Genomic DNA, 13,907 nt, shown 5'->3' on the forward strand with positions numbered 1-13,907 from the left:
GCCTGCGATGAGGCCGCCCCGCGCTGGCACAAAACCCTGGAGTTTCCAACGCTGCCCAGTTCTCTGGGCGATTTCCTACAGTTGGCGGCGAAAAGCAGGCCAGCGTGGTGCCCCTCACGGCCCAACTTGATGTAGTTGTCCCAACCGGCTGCGGGTGCGCATCAGGTCGCCAATCGCGCCGCCCAGGCTGTCTGCCAAGGGGCGTTTGCCAATCACCGTCACCTGGCGATCCTGGTCATACAGCACATCCACCAAGTTGACGAAACGCTGCTGGGCGGCCAGCGAGCATTCGGCCAAGTCGTCCAGGCCGTCGATAATCCAGTGCTGGTAACGCTCGGCCAGCGCCAGGTAGTCAATTACCGCGGTGGCCTGCTCGCACAGGTCGCTGAAGCTGAACATCACTTGCTGGCCATCTTCTGCCAGCACCCGCAACGGGCGTTTGTTGACCTCCAGCACTTTTGCCTCACTCGGCGGCAGTTGCAGTTCTGCACGCTGCTCGGCATCGCCTGGCCACACATAGTGCCCCTGGGTAAAGCGCTGGTGCTCGCGGTTGGCCGGCAGGCTGCGAAAGTCGGTATCGCCGCCCACTTCCAGCACCTGCATGCGCCCGTGGATCAAGCGGATTACCGGCAGAAAACGCTCGTGGTACAGCGGGTTGGGGAGCAGGCCCTCAGGGGCGTAGTTGGAGGTCACCAGCAGAAACACGCCGCGTTCGAACAAGGCCGTGAACAGCCGCGTCAGCAGCATGGCATCGCCGATGTCATGCACATGGAATTCGTCGAAGCACAGCACCTGCACTTCACCCAGCAGTTCATCGAGCGTCGCCCCCAGGGCATCGTCCAGGGCGCGATGGCGGTGCATGCCCTGGTGCAGCCGGGCGAAGAAATCGTGAAAGTGCAGGCGCCGCTTTGCGCTAACCGGTACGGCCTGGAAAAAACCGTCGAGCAACCAGCTCTTGCCGCGCCCGACCGAGCCGTGCAGGTACAAACTGCGCGCCTGGCCTTGTTCCAGCACAGCCAGTTGCGTGGCCATGGTGTCGATGACTAGGCGTTGGCCGTCGCTGAGCAAGTAGCCGCGGTCGCGGGCCTTGTCCTGAAAGTGCGTCAGCAGTGCGCTTGGCGCGGGCTCGCAAGTGCGCGCGTGGCGCAGCGGGGCAGGGATCCAGCTGGGCAAGGGGCAAGGTCCTCGGCGTGGGGGGCAGCCTTGGATTCTGACCAATAGTGCAGACGCGGTGCAAGCCTGCTCCTCAGCCAGCATTGCCAGCGCGGTTCAGCCCTTGCGCTGGAGCTGCCGGTCGATCATGTACTTCACGGCCAGCCTGCGTTCCTTGAGGCGGCGCAGGTCCTCATCGACAAAGTTGCCCGCTGAAATAGCCTCGGCAGCCAGGACCTGATTGTCGATGTCGACATAGTCGTCTAGCAGGCGGTCGAGTTCCTTGTCCTGCTGACGGCGCTGCTGGACGATTTCACGGGGGTAGTGCAGATCCTGATAAAGGTCGTGGGAAACTGGCATGGCGCCTCCTTGTGATGCGCAGGTTAAGGTCTACCTGATTGGAAGGGCCAAAGCCGATTGTGTTGAAGCGAGACGGAAAAAATACGACGAGCGGTACTCTGCCACCGCGAGTCAGCCGCAAGGAATCGCCGCTGCCAAAATGCAGATGGACTAACTTGCTGTTTTTCTGCGTTTTTTTTAAGAAAAAGCTTTTCAACTGGAAAAGGCGCTGGTAAAGTTCGGCCCATTCCCGAGCTGCTACACACGGAGCACTCGGTGAATTGTCAGATCGACAGTGCATCAGTCACTCGTCACATCCGATACAGGGGCGTCGCCAAGCGGTAAGGCAGCAGGTTTTGATCCTGCCATGCGTTGGTTCGAATCCAGCCGCCCCTGCCATTACTTAACAGCAGTCAGTCTCCCAATCGCCCTTCGGCGATTTTTTTCGTTCTGCCTCTCAGTTTTCCAGCAGCTCAGCCAGTGCCTGGGCCAGCGCCTGCTCGTGCACGGGTTTTTGCAGCACGCGGCTGTGCGGCAGGTTCAGCTCTTCAACCTCTGCGTACCCAGTCAGGAACACCACGGGCAGTTGCGCAAAGCGCTCGCGGGCCGCCTGGGCCAGCTGGGCGCCGGTGAGCCCCGGCATGGCGAAGTCGGTGAACAGCAGGTCGATGTGTTCATCCAGCAGCTCCAGCGCCTGCGCGCCGCTGACGGCCTGGCGCACCTGGTAACCCAGGCGGCCCAGTACATCGGCAATCATCTCGCGTACAGCATGGTCGTCGTCCACCAGCAATATCCGCTCGCCGCCGCCGCCGCCGCCACTGGCAAGCGGCCGTGGGGTAGCGGTTTCGGGGGCGGTGTCGCGGGGACGGTGCTTGACCGACGGCAGGTAGACACTCACCTGGGTGCCGCGCTGCGGCGCCGTTTCGATACGTACCCCCCCGCCGGATTGCTTGGCAAAGCCGAACACCTGGGCCAAGCCGAGGCCTGAACCTTTGCCAATATCCTTGGTGGTGAAGAATGGCTCGAAGACTTTGGCCAGCACCTCTTCACTCATGCCGCAACCCGTATCACGGATGCTCAGCACCACGTATTCGCCGGGCTCCGGGTCTTCCGGGCGGCGCGGGCGCATGTTCACCTGGGTGTTGCGGGTGGACAGGGTGAGCTGGCCACCATTGGGCATGGCATCGCGGGCGTTGATCGCCAGGTTGAGAATGATCATCTCGGTCTGGGTAGGGTCGGCCAGCGCGTGCCACAGGTTGCGGTCCAGATCCAGGCTTACCGCGATCCTGCCGCCAAGGGTGCGGCTAAGCAGCTCTTCCAGCCCGGACAGCGTACCGTTGAGGTCCACCGGCACCGGCTCCAGACGCTGCTTGCGCGAAAACGCCAGCAACTGTGCAGTCAACTTGGCGCCGCGCTCGCCCGCTTCGCGGATATGCTGCAGCCGCTTGTCGGCCTTTTCGAGCTGGCCTCTTTGCAGGTCGCGCTCAAGGAAGCTGGCACCGGTCAGGATCACCGTCAGCAGGTTGTTGAAGTCATGGGCAACGCCTGCGGTGAGCTGGCCGACGGCTTCGAGGCGTTGCATTTGCTGCAGGGCGGCTTCGACGCGCTCGCGTTCGGCAATTTGCTCGCGCAGGCGGGTGTTGGCCTGGGCCAGCTCCAGCGCTGCCTCGCGCTCGCTGGTAATGTCGCGGGCGACCACGTGCAGCAGGGCATCGTCCGGCACCACTACCCAGGACAACCAGCGCGGCTGGCCGTTGGCGTGCAGCACGCGGCCGACAAAGCGAGCGCTGGTGCGCCCGAGTGACAGCGCGGCGAGCTCTGCCAGCAGCACCTCCTGGTCGGGCTCGGGCAGCAGTTGCAACAGCGAGGCTTGCCCGAGGCGCTCAAGGCTGAAACCCAGGCTCGCCTCCCAGGCTGGGTTCAGCGCCACCGGCGTGAGGTCTTTGTTCAGTACCGCCAGCAAGTCCTGGGACAACTCCCAGGCACGGTCACGTTCGCGGGTGCGCCGTTCGACCCGCTCGCCGAGCATCTGGTTGAGCTGCTCCAGGGCGCGGGTGGCCTGGCGTTGCTGGTGAATATCCTGCAGCACCCCGGAAAACCGTACGCACTTGCCATCGACGAACTGCGTCTGTCCGGTGGACAGCAGCCAGTGAGGCTCGTAGCCCTCGGGCTGGGCAATGCGAAACTCCACGCGGTAGCGGCCATCGCTGTCGGGGCGCATGGCGTGCTCGACCATCTCGCGGACTTTGTCACGGTCTTCGGGGTAGATGCCGTCGTAGAACACATCAAGGGTCATGTGCGTATCGGCAGGCAGCCCGAACAGCATCTTGCAGCGATCATCCCACAGCAGCTCGCCCTCCTGCGGGCGAAACTCCCAGGTACCCATGCCGGCGGCGTCAATGGCGATGCGCGCACGCGCCTCGACATCGGCCAGCGCTTCTTCGGCGCGGCGCCGACGCTGGCGCTCGTGCACCTCGGTCAACGCCCGGCGCACGGCCTTGGGCAGCAGCGAGAGATTCTTTTTCAGCACATAGTCGGTGGCACCCAGGCGGATCATTTCCACCGCGTGCTCTTCGCCATAAATGCCGGAGAGGAAGATGAACGGCACCCCAGGGGCCTGGCGCTGGGCAATGGCCAGCACCTCGGCGCCGGAGGAGCCTGGCAGCACGCAATCACAGAGAATCAGGTCAAAGCTGGCTTCACGCAGGGCGTGCTCGGCCGCCACATGGTCGAACACTAGTTTTGACTGCACGTGCAGGCCGCTGCGCTCGAGGCGCATCAGGATCAGCTCGGCATCCATGGTGCTGTCTTCGACCATGAGGATGTGCAACGGGGTTTGCTGCATGTTGCCCGCCTTACTGGTTGCCACGGCGGCTCAGGCGCAGCGAACCGGGTGGTGGCTCGTTGAGCACCGCCCAGAACACGCCGAGGTCGGAAATGGCGGTGACAAACTCCTTGAACTCCACCGGCTTGACCACATAGGCGTTGACGCCCAGCTCGTAGGCACGTTGCAAGTCGGGCTCCTCGCGCGAGGACGTCAGCATAACCACCGGGATACTGCGCAGCTCAGGGGTGGTGCGTACAAGCTTGAGCACCTCCAGGCCATCGACTTTGGGCAGTTTCAGGTCAAGCAGCATGACGGCGGGGTTGCCGTCGTCGCGGTCGGCATAGGCATTGCGGCGCAGCAGGTAGTCCAGTGCATCGGCGCCGTCGCGCAGCACGATGACTTCGTTGGCCAGCTGGCTACGCTCCAGCGCCACGAGGGTGAGCTCCAGGTCGCGAGGGTTGTCTTCAACCAGCAGGATAGGCTTGAGCATGGTAATCGGCGGCCTCAGGCTGTCGGTAATTGATGGGGCAGGGTGAAATGGAAACTGGCGCCCTGGCCGACACGGCCCTCGGCCCAGACCCGGCCGTCATGGCGCTCGATGATACGCCTTACACTGGCAAGGCCAATACCCGTACCTTCGAATTCTTCCATGCGATGCAGGCGCTGGAACACGCCGAACAGCTTGTCGACATAGGCCATGTCAAAGCCCACACCGTTGTCGCGCACGTACACCTCGGTCTCGTCGGCGTGTTGCAACGCGCCCACTTCGATACGCGCAGGGTCGCGGTCGCGACTGTACTTGATGGCGTTGGCGATCAGGTTGTGCAGCACCATGTTGATGAAGGCCGGGTCTGCGTACACCTTGGGCAGCTGCGCCACTTCCCAGATAATAGTGCGCCCGGCGTAGTCAGGCGCCGTTTCGTTGCGGATGGCTTCGACCAGCGCATTGAGGTCAACATCCGACAGGCGCAGCGCCGAGCGGCCCATCTGCGAGAAATTCAGCAGGTTGTCGACCAGCGAGCCTGCAAACTGTGCGGCTTCCTCGATATGGCCCAGGAAGCGCTTGCCGCGCTCGGTCAGGTGCTCGCCCTCAAGCTCGTTGAGCAGTTCGCTGTAGCCCGCGATGTGCCGCAGCGGCGCGCGCAGGTCGTGGGACACGCTGTAGGAAAACGCTTCGAGCTCTTTGTTCGAGCGCTTGAGCTCGTTGGCCAGTTGCGCCAGTTCTTCAGCCTTGCGCAAGACGATGCCGAGCACGGCGTTGCGCAGTTCGGTGACCCCTTCGATGATCAGTGGCTCCCACGGTGCGCTGAAGTCGCGGACCTCTTCCTGCCAGCGTTCGAAGCTGTGCCGTGGGTTGAGCGTGCCTTGCGGGCCAATATGCTTTTCTGGCCGGCCAGCCCAATCGACTGTGCGCGCCTGCTCGTCGCGGAACCACACCAGGTAGTGCGAGTGGATCTGCGAGATGGCCACCGCCAGTACCCCGGCAGAATGCTCCGCGAGTTCCGGCAACACCTCGATGTCGCGGCGCACGTTGTCGGTGTGGAACACCAACTCGCCACTGCGCTGGCCCAGCCAGTGCACCAAGGCGTTTACCTGCGCTGCGGGCGGGGTGTGGCCGATCAGGTCGCAGCGTTCGGCACTGATGATCGCAGCGCCAGAGGCGCGGGCAAATTGCAGCATGACCTCGGGCTGTGCCAGCAGGCCATCGCTGACGCTGTCATGGTCGGCCATGGCGGCAAGCATGCGCACGATGTACTGGCGCAGGTCGAGCAGAAAACGGGTGCTGTCGTGGGCTTCCAGCGCTTCGATTTGCAGCGACAGCACGTTGGCCAGCAGTTCGCAGGCGGTGCGGCTCTGAAAGTCCACCGCACGCGGTTGTTCGTGGTGGCACGACACCAGCCCCCAGAGCTTGCCGTCGACCACGATCGACAGCGACATCGAAGCCTGCGTGCCCATGTTGCGCATGTACTGAAGGTGCACTGGCGAGACACTGCGCAGGGTGGCGAAGCTCATGTCCAGTGGTTGGCCGGTGCGAGGGTTGAGCTCGGGGACCAGCGCTGCGGGCTGGTAATCGGCGTCTTCGATGACGCGGATGCGGTTGATGCAATACAGCTCGCGGGCCTGGCGCGGGATGTCCGACCCCGGGAAGCTCTGGCCCAGGTAGCTGGGGTAGCCGGGCTCCAAGGCTTCAGCCAGGACCTTGCCGGTGCCATCGGCATCGAAGCTGTAGGCTTTTACCCGGCCGAAACCTGTGATGCGCTTGATCTGCCGAACCGCCTGCTGCAGCAGTTCCTCGATGCCTTTGGCCTGGTGCACGGTGCTGACGAAAGCGCGCACCAGCGGGTAATAGTCGCTGTGCTGCGAAACGCGCCGCGCACTGGGTTCGAATTCGACGATCAGCACCTGGTCATGGGCATGGGCGAGCACGCGCAGTGGTGCCTGGCAGGGCGCCTGCGGGTGCAGTTGCAGGTCGCCGATATGGAACGGAAACACCTCGTCCTCAGGCAGGTTTGCCAACAGCTCGCGCAGGTTGACGCCCTCGGCGAGTAAGGCCGGCAGCGCTTGGCCAAGCAGCGCCTGGGCAGGCTGGCCGAGCCATTGCTGGCTGTTTTCGCTGGCCTGAAGAATGCTCAGGTCGCTGTGGTCGAGCACCAATAGAAAACCTTGGGGCTGGATGCTGCCGGGGATCCGGATCGGTTCCTGGGCGCAGCGCTCGATGGCCTGTTCGAGCGAAGTCGGGGCATTGCTCAAGGGAATCTCCTGTGGGTCCGTCCATGCGCGGGGCAGGTACTGTGTAGCGGTGCAAAGTATCAGAAGGCGGCCTGGATTACCGGCTTATGGCTATTGGAGGGGCAGGAAGTTCAGGGGTTTCGTCCATCTTTCAATAAATTTTCTGCACCCCCGGCTACGCCGTTTAGCCCTTTTTATTAATGCCAAAGAGAGATATCCATCGCCCGGCCCTGATCAATTCCCACTGCTACGCTCAAATTCAACCTCTTCAGGGCAGGGTGTAAAAGGTGAAGGAGCGCTTAGTGGCCGGGTGTTTGGGCCTGTGTTTGAGCAACAGTGCGATGGCAGCAGACTTTCTCGTCGATGTGCAGGTACGGGTGCAGCGCGGCTGCATGCTGGTCAATCAGCAACGTGATGCCGGTGCCCAAGCGCTAGGAGTGATCGACCTTGGCGCCGCCGCCCGCCTGGACGGCCCCGGTGCGCCGCTGGCCGGTGTGCTTTACAGCCCGCGGCCGCCACGCCTTGAGTGCAACCCCGATACCCCCTACCAGATTCGCGTTGACGGCGGCCTGCACGGCGGCGTCGGCCAGGTGCGTTACCTGGCCAGCACTGATCAGCGCGCCCAGCCTATCCCGTACCGCCTCTACCGCGATGCCGCCTGGCGCGAACCCCTTGAAGTGGGTGTCGCGCAGTCGGCGCGGGTGCCGGACAGCGGCTCGGTGGAACTGCCGCTGTATGCGCGTATCGACAAGATAGCGTGGGTGCCACGGGCCGGGCTGTATGCCGACCTGCTCAAAGTCACCGTGACCTGGTAGGGAACCGCCATGCACAAGGAACGGCTGCAACGCACATCACTTTTACTGTTGACCCTCGGCCCGCTGTTGCTACCGGGTGGCACTGTCCACGGCAGCAGTACCGGGTTCATCCAGGCGCAGTTGATCATCAGCGCCGCCTGCCAGATCAACAACAACCCGCAGCTGGCAACGCTCGGCAACCCAGGGCTGATCGACTTCGGCGCCCAAGGCCCGTCCTGGGAACAACCGCTGGCCGGCAAGGTGGACGACGCCGGCGGTGCAGGTGGCCTGCAGATCAGTTGCTCGCCCCAGGTGCGCGCCTTCACCGTGCGCATCGACGAAGGGCTAAACGGCGGCGACGGCGTGCGCCGGCTGAGCAACGGCAGCGAAACCATCGTCTATCAGTTGGCTGTCGACCCCGCTGGCAACAGCCGCTACGCCGTCGGCCAGGCGCGCACCTTCACCATCAGAGGCACCCAGCAAGTTCCTGTACCCATATACGGCGTGGTGGTCGCGCAGCCGCGCGCGCTGCCGGCCGGGCTGTACCGCGACACCCTCAGAGTGACACTGGACTGGTAACACGCAAGGAGATCCCGATGCCCAAGCACTATTCTCGCTGCCTGCTCGCAGGCATGGCCCTGACCCTGACCGCTCAGGTTCAGGCCGCCACCGTAACCGGCACCATCAGCTCGACCCTGACCCTTACCGCTGCGTGCCAGGTCAATGGCGGCTCCGGTAGCTCCGGGCTGAACTTCGGTACCCTCAGTTTCGGCACCCAGGATGCGCTGTTCACCACCGCCAACGGGCAAGTGCTCGGCGGCGGCGGTGGGGCGATGAGCATTTTGTGCTCGGCGGGCACCGTGCCGTCGATCCGCGTGCGCGCCGGGGCCCATGATGGCCAGTCCTCTGGAGGCACCCGCGCCCTGGCTGACGGTGCTGGCAACTATGTGCCCTACGATTTCTACACCGACACCGGGCGCACCCAGCCTCTGGCCATCGACGGCACCATCACTTTGCCGACCAGCACCGGTACTGCGCAGACCGTCAACCTGTACGGCCAGGCGCGTGGTAAAGCGGGGCTGCCGGCAGGGGTGTACACCGACACGGTGGCGGTCGAGCTGAGCTTCTGAACCGTGTACAGCGCGCTACGCCTGCTGCTCGCCGGGCTGTTGCTGGTGCCCGGGCAGGGCACCCAGGCGGTGACCAGCAGCACCTTCCAAGTGTCCGCGACCATCAGCGCCGGGTGCCTGGTGGTGGGCGGGGTTACCACCTACGGGGTGCTCGATTTCGGGACCCGCTCGGCGCTGGCCACCGGAGTGCTTGGCACGTCGCTGGGCGGCACCACGGTGACCTTCCAGTGCACGCCGGGGGTTGGCCTGAGCATGAAGCTCGATGGTGGGCAGAACAGCGCCAGCGGCACCCGCAACCTCAAGCGCAACGGCGGCACCCAGCTACTGGCCTATCAGCTGTTCAGCGACGCCGCCTACAGCCAGGCGCTGGGCATTGGCACCAGTGCCACAGTCAGCTACAGCGACCCTACTGCAATCAAGCTGCCGGTCTATGGCCGCACCACCTTGCCCGGCAACTTGCCGGCTGGGACCTACACCGATGTTGTGCAAGTGACGGTGACCTGGTGAACCAGGCGCTGTAATCGACCAGATGAAGGAGAGCGGTATGCGGGCAGGCGCGAAACTGGCGCAAGGAATCATCGGGCTGTTGCTGCTGGCGAGTACGCCGGCCTTCGCCGCCACCTCGGTGTTGATCTGGCCGATCGACCCGGTGCTTGAGGCCGACCAGAAGGCCGGCGCGTTATGGCTGGAAAACCGCGGCAGCACGCCGGCCAGCCTGCAGGTGCGGGTGTTCGCCTGGCGCCAGGGCGAGTACCAGGAACAGTTTCAGGCCCAGCGCGACATCATCGGCAGCCCACCGGTGGCCAATATCGCCCCGGGGCAGAAGCAACTGATTCGCCTGACCCGCACCGGCAACTCGCCAGCGGGGCAGGAGCAGGCTTACCGCATCATCATCGACGAGATCCCGTCACCCTTGCCCACCGACCCAGCAGCAGAGGGGCCCAAGGCTGCGATCCGTCTGCAGATGCGTTATTCGGTGCCGCTGTTTGTCTACGGCGACGGACTGTGGGGCAAGGCCGACAGCGAAGGCAAGCGCAGCGCCGACGGCGTTGGCAAGCCACAACTGAGCTGGCGCGCGGTCACGGTGCAGGGCAAACCCTATGTGGAGTTGCGCAACACTGGCCCGGTACACGCCCGGCTGACCGATGTGGTGCTGCAACAAGGTGGGCAGGAGCGGCCGCTGGTTGAGGGCCTGCTGGGTTACGTGCTGCCCGGCGCCAGCATGCGATGGCCGGTGCCCGCAGCGCCGGGCGCCGCTAGCGTGCTCAAAGGGCGGGTCAACGGCCAGGACGTGGCGCAGGCGATTCGGCAAGGGCAGTAATCCACGCAGTAGATGCACGTCAGGGGCCAGGGAGGACCCGGCAATGGCAGAGAATCGTGTGTGAGCTGGATGCGGGCAGCAACGCATCGAGTATGGCTGGGCCTGGCAGTTCTGGGCGCGGGCCTTGCGGTGGCCGACGAACTGCCGCCACCGCCCGCCGAGAGTGCGGCCATTGCCGATGCCACGCTGTACCTGGACCTACTGGTGAATCAGGTGGGCAAGGCTGAGCTGGTGCCGGTGCAGCAGCGGGCAGGGCGCTTGTACCTGCCCAGCGAGGTGCTGCGCGAGGCCGGCGTGCGCTTGCCGGGTGACCCGCAAGGCGAGGTCGCCCTGGAAGACATCCCTGGCCTGCATGCCGACTACGACAGCCAGAACCAGCGCCTGCTGCTGCAGGTGCCACCGTCGTGGCTGCCGGACCAGCAAATCGGTGACCGCGGCCTGTACCCGGCCAGCGACAACCGCACCAGTTTTGGCGCCTTGTTCAATTACGATGCCTACCTCAACGATACCGACGACGGCGGGACCTACCTGGCTGCCTGGAACGAACTGCGTCTGTTCGACACCTGGGGCACGTTTTCCACCACCGGGCAGTGGCGCCAGTCGTTCAATGGGGCGCAAAGCGACACGCGCCAGGGCTTTCTGCGCTACGACACCACGTTTCGCTACACCGATGAACAGCGCCTGCTCAGCTACGAGTTGGGCGACGTGGTGACCGGCGCCTTGCCGTGGACCACCTCGGTGCGTGTGGGGGGCGTGCAATTGTCGCGCGACTTCGGCGCCCGCCCAGATCTGGTCACCTACCCCTTGCCGGCCTTTGCCGGCGAAGCGGCGGTGCCAACCTCGCTGGACCTGTTCATCAATGGCTACAAAAGCAGTACCACCGAGCTGCAGCCAGGCCCTTACACGCTAACCAACGTGCCGTTCATCAGTGGCGCGGGTGAGGCCGTGGTCGTCACCACCGACGCCCTGGGCCGGCAGGTCTCAACGACCTTGCCGTTCTACGTCACCAGCAGCTTGCTGGCCAAGGGTTTGTCCGACTTCTCGATGGCCGCAGGCAGCCTGCGCCGTGATTACGCCGTGCGCGACTTTGCCTATGGCCCAGGGGTGGCGACTGCCAGCTTGCGCCATGGCCTGTCGGACTACTTCACTGTCGAAACCCATGCCGAGACGTCCGAGTCGCTGGCGCTCGGCGGCGTGGGTGGCAATCTGCGCGTCGGTACCTTTGGCGTGCTCAATGCTGCAGTGGCGCAAAGCCGCTTCGCCGGGGAGAGCGGCCAACAAGTTGCGCTTGGCTACCAGTACAACAGCCGGCGCCTTGGCTTCAATTACCAGCGCATCGAGCGGCGTGGCGAATACGCCGATCTGTCGCTGGTCGACAGCCCCTACACGCGCCTGAGCCGGCGCAGCGAGCAGGCTACCGTGAGCGTGAACCTGGACCGCTACGGCAGCCTGGGTGCGGGCTTGTTCGATATTCGCGCTGGCGACGGCTCGCGCACCCGGTTGCTGAACCTGAGCTGGAGCAAGCCCCTGTGGGGCAACAGCAGCCTGTACCTGTCGGCCAACCGCGATATCGGCGACAGCCAGTGGGCGGTGCAGGCCCAGGTGGTGGTGCCGTTCGATCTGCGCGGCACGCTCTCGTTCAGCGCCGAGCGCAGCAAGGACGGCCAGGACCTGCAGCGCGTCAACTACAGCCGCGCGGTGCCGGTGGGGGGCGGTGTCGGCTACAACCTGGGCTTCGCCAGCGGCGGCAGCAGCGGTGCCTATCGTCAGGCCGACCTGACCTGGCGGCTGCAGTCGGTGCAGTTGCAGGCCGGGCTGTACGGCAGTAGCGAGCAGATGACGCGCTGGGCCGATGCCAGCGGCTCGTTGGTCCTGATGGATGCCGGAGTGTTCGCCGCCAACCGCATCGATGATGCCTTTGTGGTAGTCAGCACAGCAGGCTACGCCGATGTGCCGGTGCGCTACGAAAATCAGCTGGTTGGCCGCACCGACCGTAACGGGCACCTGCTGGTGCCGTACAGCAGCGGCTACTACCGAGGCAAGTACGAGATCGACCCCATGGACCTGCCGGCCGATGTGCTGGCGCCGCAGGTTGAGCAGCGCGTGGCCGTGCGCCGTAACAGCGGTTACCTGCTGGAATTCCCGCTCAAGCGGGTGTTGGCGGCGAGCCTGGTGCTGGTGGATGGCAAGCAGCAGGAACTCAAGCTGGGCAGCCGGGTGCTGCATCAGGAGAGTGGCAGCGAGGCGGTGGTGGGCTGGGACGGTCTGGTGTATCTGGAAAACCTGGCGCCAGACAACCATCTGCGGGTGGACAAGGCGGACGGTGGGCAGTGCACGGTGGCCTTCAAGTTGCCTGAAGGGCAGGGGCCGATCCCGCTGATCGGCCCGCTGGTGTGCCAGTGATGCGGCGCCTCGGGCTGGCCTTGCTGGCAGTGCTGTTGCCGGCGCCCGCGTGGGCCGCGTGCTCGGTGGTCAGCACCGCTGCGGCGGGGTTCGGCACCGTCAACTCGACCTTGGTGCGCACCACTGTGCAGAGCGCCTCAACCCCCAACGCCGGGCTGCGCTGCACCGGTTCGCTGCTGTCGCTGCTGGTCAGTACCGACCACATCTACGTCACCATTACCTCCACCAGCAGCGGCCTGGTGGCGCCGACGGGGGATGTCATCCCTTATACGATCTATGCCGACAGTGCGGCCAGCTACGCCATCACCCGCGGCACGCAGTTTGATCTGGCCCGCAATGGCGTGGCCGATGCGCTGGGTTTGCTCAGCGGCAACACGCCAAAGACCGCACCGTTGTATCTGAAGACGGTTATCGGCGCCAATGTCGCGGCGGGGGTTTATACCGAGACGCTGAACGTGGCTTGGGCGTGGAATTATTGCTCTGGCATTGGCCTTGGCAACGTTTGCCTTGGGCGCGATGTCGGGTCTGGCAACCAGACGGTCAGTGTCAGCCTGACCGTGAGTAACGAATGCCAGATCACCACCCCGAACATCAGTTTTGGCAGTGCGCCGGTGGTGGCCGGGTTCAGTACGGTGAACCAGAGCTTGAGCTTGTCGTGCACCAAGGGCAGCGCCTACACCGTAGGCCTGAACGATGGGCAGAACGCTTTGGGTGGGCGGCGGCGGATGAAATCCGCCGCTGGCAATTACCTGGCCTACGACATCTTCAAGAGCGGCGGCACTACGCGCTGGGGCTCGGTTTCGGCGGCCCGGCGTGCAAGCAGCGATGCCGATGTAAACCCTGGCAACGGTAGTGGCATCGGTGCGCAGGTGTTCAATTACAACGCCCGAATTTACACCGACCAGCCCACTCCGCCGGCTGGCAGCTACCTCGACAACGTGGTGCTGGATGTGACGTTTTAAGCGATCGCCCAGCCCTTTGGGTTGCGCTATCGCGCAAAGAATTGGAGCTTGGGAGATTCTATGGTTTCAGGTAATTCGCTTTGACTGTGTAGGAGCGGCCTTGTGTCGCGAAAGGGTCGCAAAGCGGCCCAGGCGATATCAAGTTGAAGCACAGATTTTGAGGGCGCTTCGCACCCCTTTCGCGACACAAGGCCGCTCCTACAGAAACCGCGTCCAGGCGCGGCATTGATGCCAGGCGAGGGCCATGCC

12 protein-coding genes and 1 tRNA gene are annotated in these 13,907 nt (G+C 64.3%); 8 read left to right on the forward strand and 5 right to left on the reverse strand.

Translation table 11 applies throughout. The annotated features are described in order from the left end of the window. Nucleotides 1–114: 114 nt before the first annotated feature. Both zapE and HU720_RS02775 read right to left on the reverse strand, forming a co-directional pair. Entirely contained in the window at nucleotides 115–1,173 is a 1,059-nt protein-coding gene (gene zapE / locus HU720_RS02770) for a cell division protein ZapE (protein ID WP_238337598.1), read from the reverse strand. Nucleotides 1,174–1,269: 96 nt separating this feature from the next. Further along, nucleotides 1,270–1,512 carry a hypothetical protein gene (locus tag HU720_RS02775; protein ID WP_186517058.1) on the reverse strand — a complete coding sequence of 81 codons (243 nt, stop codon included), beginning with the start codon at nucleotides 1,510–1,512 and terminating at the stop codon, nucleotides 1,270–1,272. Between the two features lie 303 nt (nucleotides 1,513–1,815). Between HU720_RS02775 and HU720_RS02780 the strand changes: the two genes are divergently transcribed. Next, nucleotides 1,816–1,890: transfer RNA gene (locus HU720_RS02780), tRNA-Gln, on the forward strand. Between the two features lie 58 nt (nucleotides 1,891–1,948). On the opposite strand, the gene HU720_RS02785 is transcribed toward HU720_RS02780, so the two are convergent. The 3 genes from HU720_RS02785 to HU720_RS02795 are packed head-to-tail and all read right to left on the reverse strand — an operon-like array spanning nucleotide 1,949 to nucleotide 7,069. Then, nucleotides 1,949–4,336 carry a hybrid sensor histidine kinase/response regulator gene (locus HU720_RS02785; RefSeq protein WP_186517059.1) on the reverse strand — a complete coding sequence of 796 codons (2,388 nt, stop codon included), beginning with the start codon at nucleotides 4,334–4,336 and terminating at the stop codon, nucleotides 1,949–1,951. Nucleotides 4,337–4,346: 10 nt separating this feature from the next. After that, nucleotides 4,347–4,808, reverse strand: coding sequence for a response regulator (locus HU720_RS02790; RefSeq protein WP_186517060.1), 462 nt, complete (start codon nucleotides 4,806–4,808; stop codon nucleotides 4,347–4,349). A gap of 14 nt (nucleotides 4,809–4,822) precedes the next feature. After that, complete coding sequence (locus tag HU720_RS02795; protein WP_186517061.1) at nucleotides 4,823–7,069, reverse strand: ATP-binding protein; 2,247 nt, start codon at nucleotides 7,067–7,069, stop codon at nucleotides 4,823–4,825. A gap of 266 nt (nucleotides 7,070–7,335) precedes the next feature. On the opposite strand from HU720_RS02795, the gene HU720_RS02800 reads away from it, so the two are divergent. The 7 genes from HU720_RS02800 (at nucleotide 7,336) to HU720_RS02830 (ending at nucleotide 13,658) form a co-directional block, all read left to right on the forward strand. Next, nucleotides 7,336–7,863 carry a spore coat protein U domain-containing protein gene (locus HU720_RS02800; protein ID WP_186517062.1) on the forward strand — a complete coding sequence of 176 codons (528 nt, stop codon included), beginning with the start codon at nucleotides 7,336–7,338 and terminating at the stop codon, nucleotides 7,861–7,863. A gap of 24 nt (nucleotides 7,864–7,887) precedes the next feature. Beyond that, entirely contained in the window at nucleotides 7,888–8,421 is a 534-nt protein-coding gene (locus HU720_RS02805) for a spore coat U domain-containing protein (protein ID WP_186517114.1), read from the forward strand. 17 nt (nucleotides 8,422–8,438) lie between these two features. After that, nucleotides 8,439–8,972, forward strand: coding sequence for a spore coat U domain-containing protein (locus HU720_RS02810; protein WP_186517064.1), 534 nt, complete (start codon nucleotides 8,439–8,441; stop codon nucleotides 8,970–8,972). 21 nt (nucleotides 8,973–8,993) lie between these two features. After that, nucleotides 8,994–9,479, forward strand: coding sequence for a spore coat U domain-containing protein (locus tag HU720_RS02815; protein ID WP_189672607.1), 486 nt, complete (start codon nucleotides 8,994–8,996; stop codon nucleotides 9,477–9,479). Nucleotides 9,480–9,516: 37 nt separating this feature from the next. Beyond that, a complete protein-coding gene (locus tag HU720_RS02820) occupies nucleotides 9,517–10,293 on the forward strand; it encodes a molecular chaperone (protein ID WP_186517067.1) in 777 nt (258 codons plus the stop codon). A gap of 69 nt (nucleotides 10,294–10,362) precedes the next feature. After that, nucleotides 10,363–12,696, forward strand: coding sequence for a fimbria/pilus outer membrane usher protein (locus HU720_RS02825; RefSeq protein ID WP_186517069.1), 2,334 nt, complete (start codon nucleotides 10,363–10,365; stop codon nucleotides 12,694–12,696). Continuing rightward, nucleotides 12,696–13,658: a spore coat U domain-containing protein gene (locus HU720_RS02830; protein ID WP_186517070.1), complete on the forward strand. Its 963-nt coding sequence runs from the start codon at nucleotides 12,696–12,698 to the stop codon at nucleotides 13,656–13,658. Before HU720_RS02825 ends, HU720_RS02830 begins: the two co-directional genes overlap by 1 nt. Nucleotides 13,659–13,907: the final 249 nt, after the last annotated feature.

Origin of the sequence: Pseudomonas sp. SWRI51, from assembly GCF_014268825.1 — a bacterium.
GTDB classification, from domain to species: Bacteria; Pseudomonadota; Gammaproteobacteria; order Pseudomonadales; family Pseudomonadaceae; genus Aquipseudomonas; species Aquipseudomonas farsensis.

What these genes read in the sequence shown, in the direction of transcription:
- HU720_RS02775 (WP_186517058.1), bottom strand. Translation starts at nt 1,512, where the DNA reads ATGCCAGTTTCCCACGACCTTTATCAGGATCTGCACTACCCCCGTGAA.
- HU720_RS02785 (WP_186517059.1), bottom strand. Translation starts at nt 4,336, where the DNA reads ATGCAGCAAACCCCGTTGCACATCCTCATGGTCGAAGACAGCACCATG.
- HU720_RS02790 (WP_186517060.1), bottom strand. Translation starts at nt 4,808, where the DNA reads ATGCTCAAGCCTATCCTGCTGGTTGAAGACAACCCTCGCGACCTGGAG.
- HU720_RS02810 (WP_186517064.1), top strand. Translation starts at nt 8,439, where the DNA reads ATGCCCAAGCACTATTCTCGCTGCCTGCTCGCAGGCATGGCCCTGACC.
- HU720_RS02820 (WP_186517067.1), top strand. Translation starts at nt 9,517, where the DNA reads ATGCGGGCAGGCGCGAAACTGGCGCAAGGAATCATCGGGCTGTTGCTG.
- HU720_RS02825 (WP_186517069.1), top strand. Translation starts at nt 10,363, where the DNA reads ATGCGGGCAGCAACGCATCGAGTATGGCTGGGCCTGGCAGTTCTGGGC.
- HU720_RS02830 (WP_186517070.1), top strand. Translation starts at nt 12,696, where the DNA reads ATGCGGCGCCTCGGGCTGGCCTTGCTGGCAGTGCTGTTGCCGGCGCCC.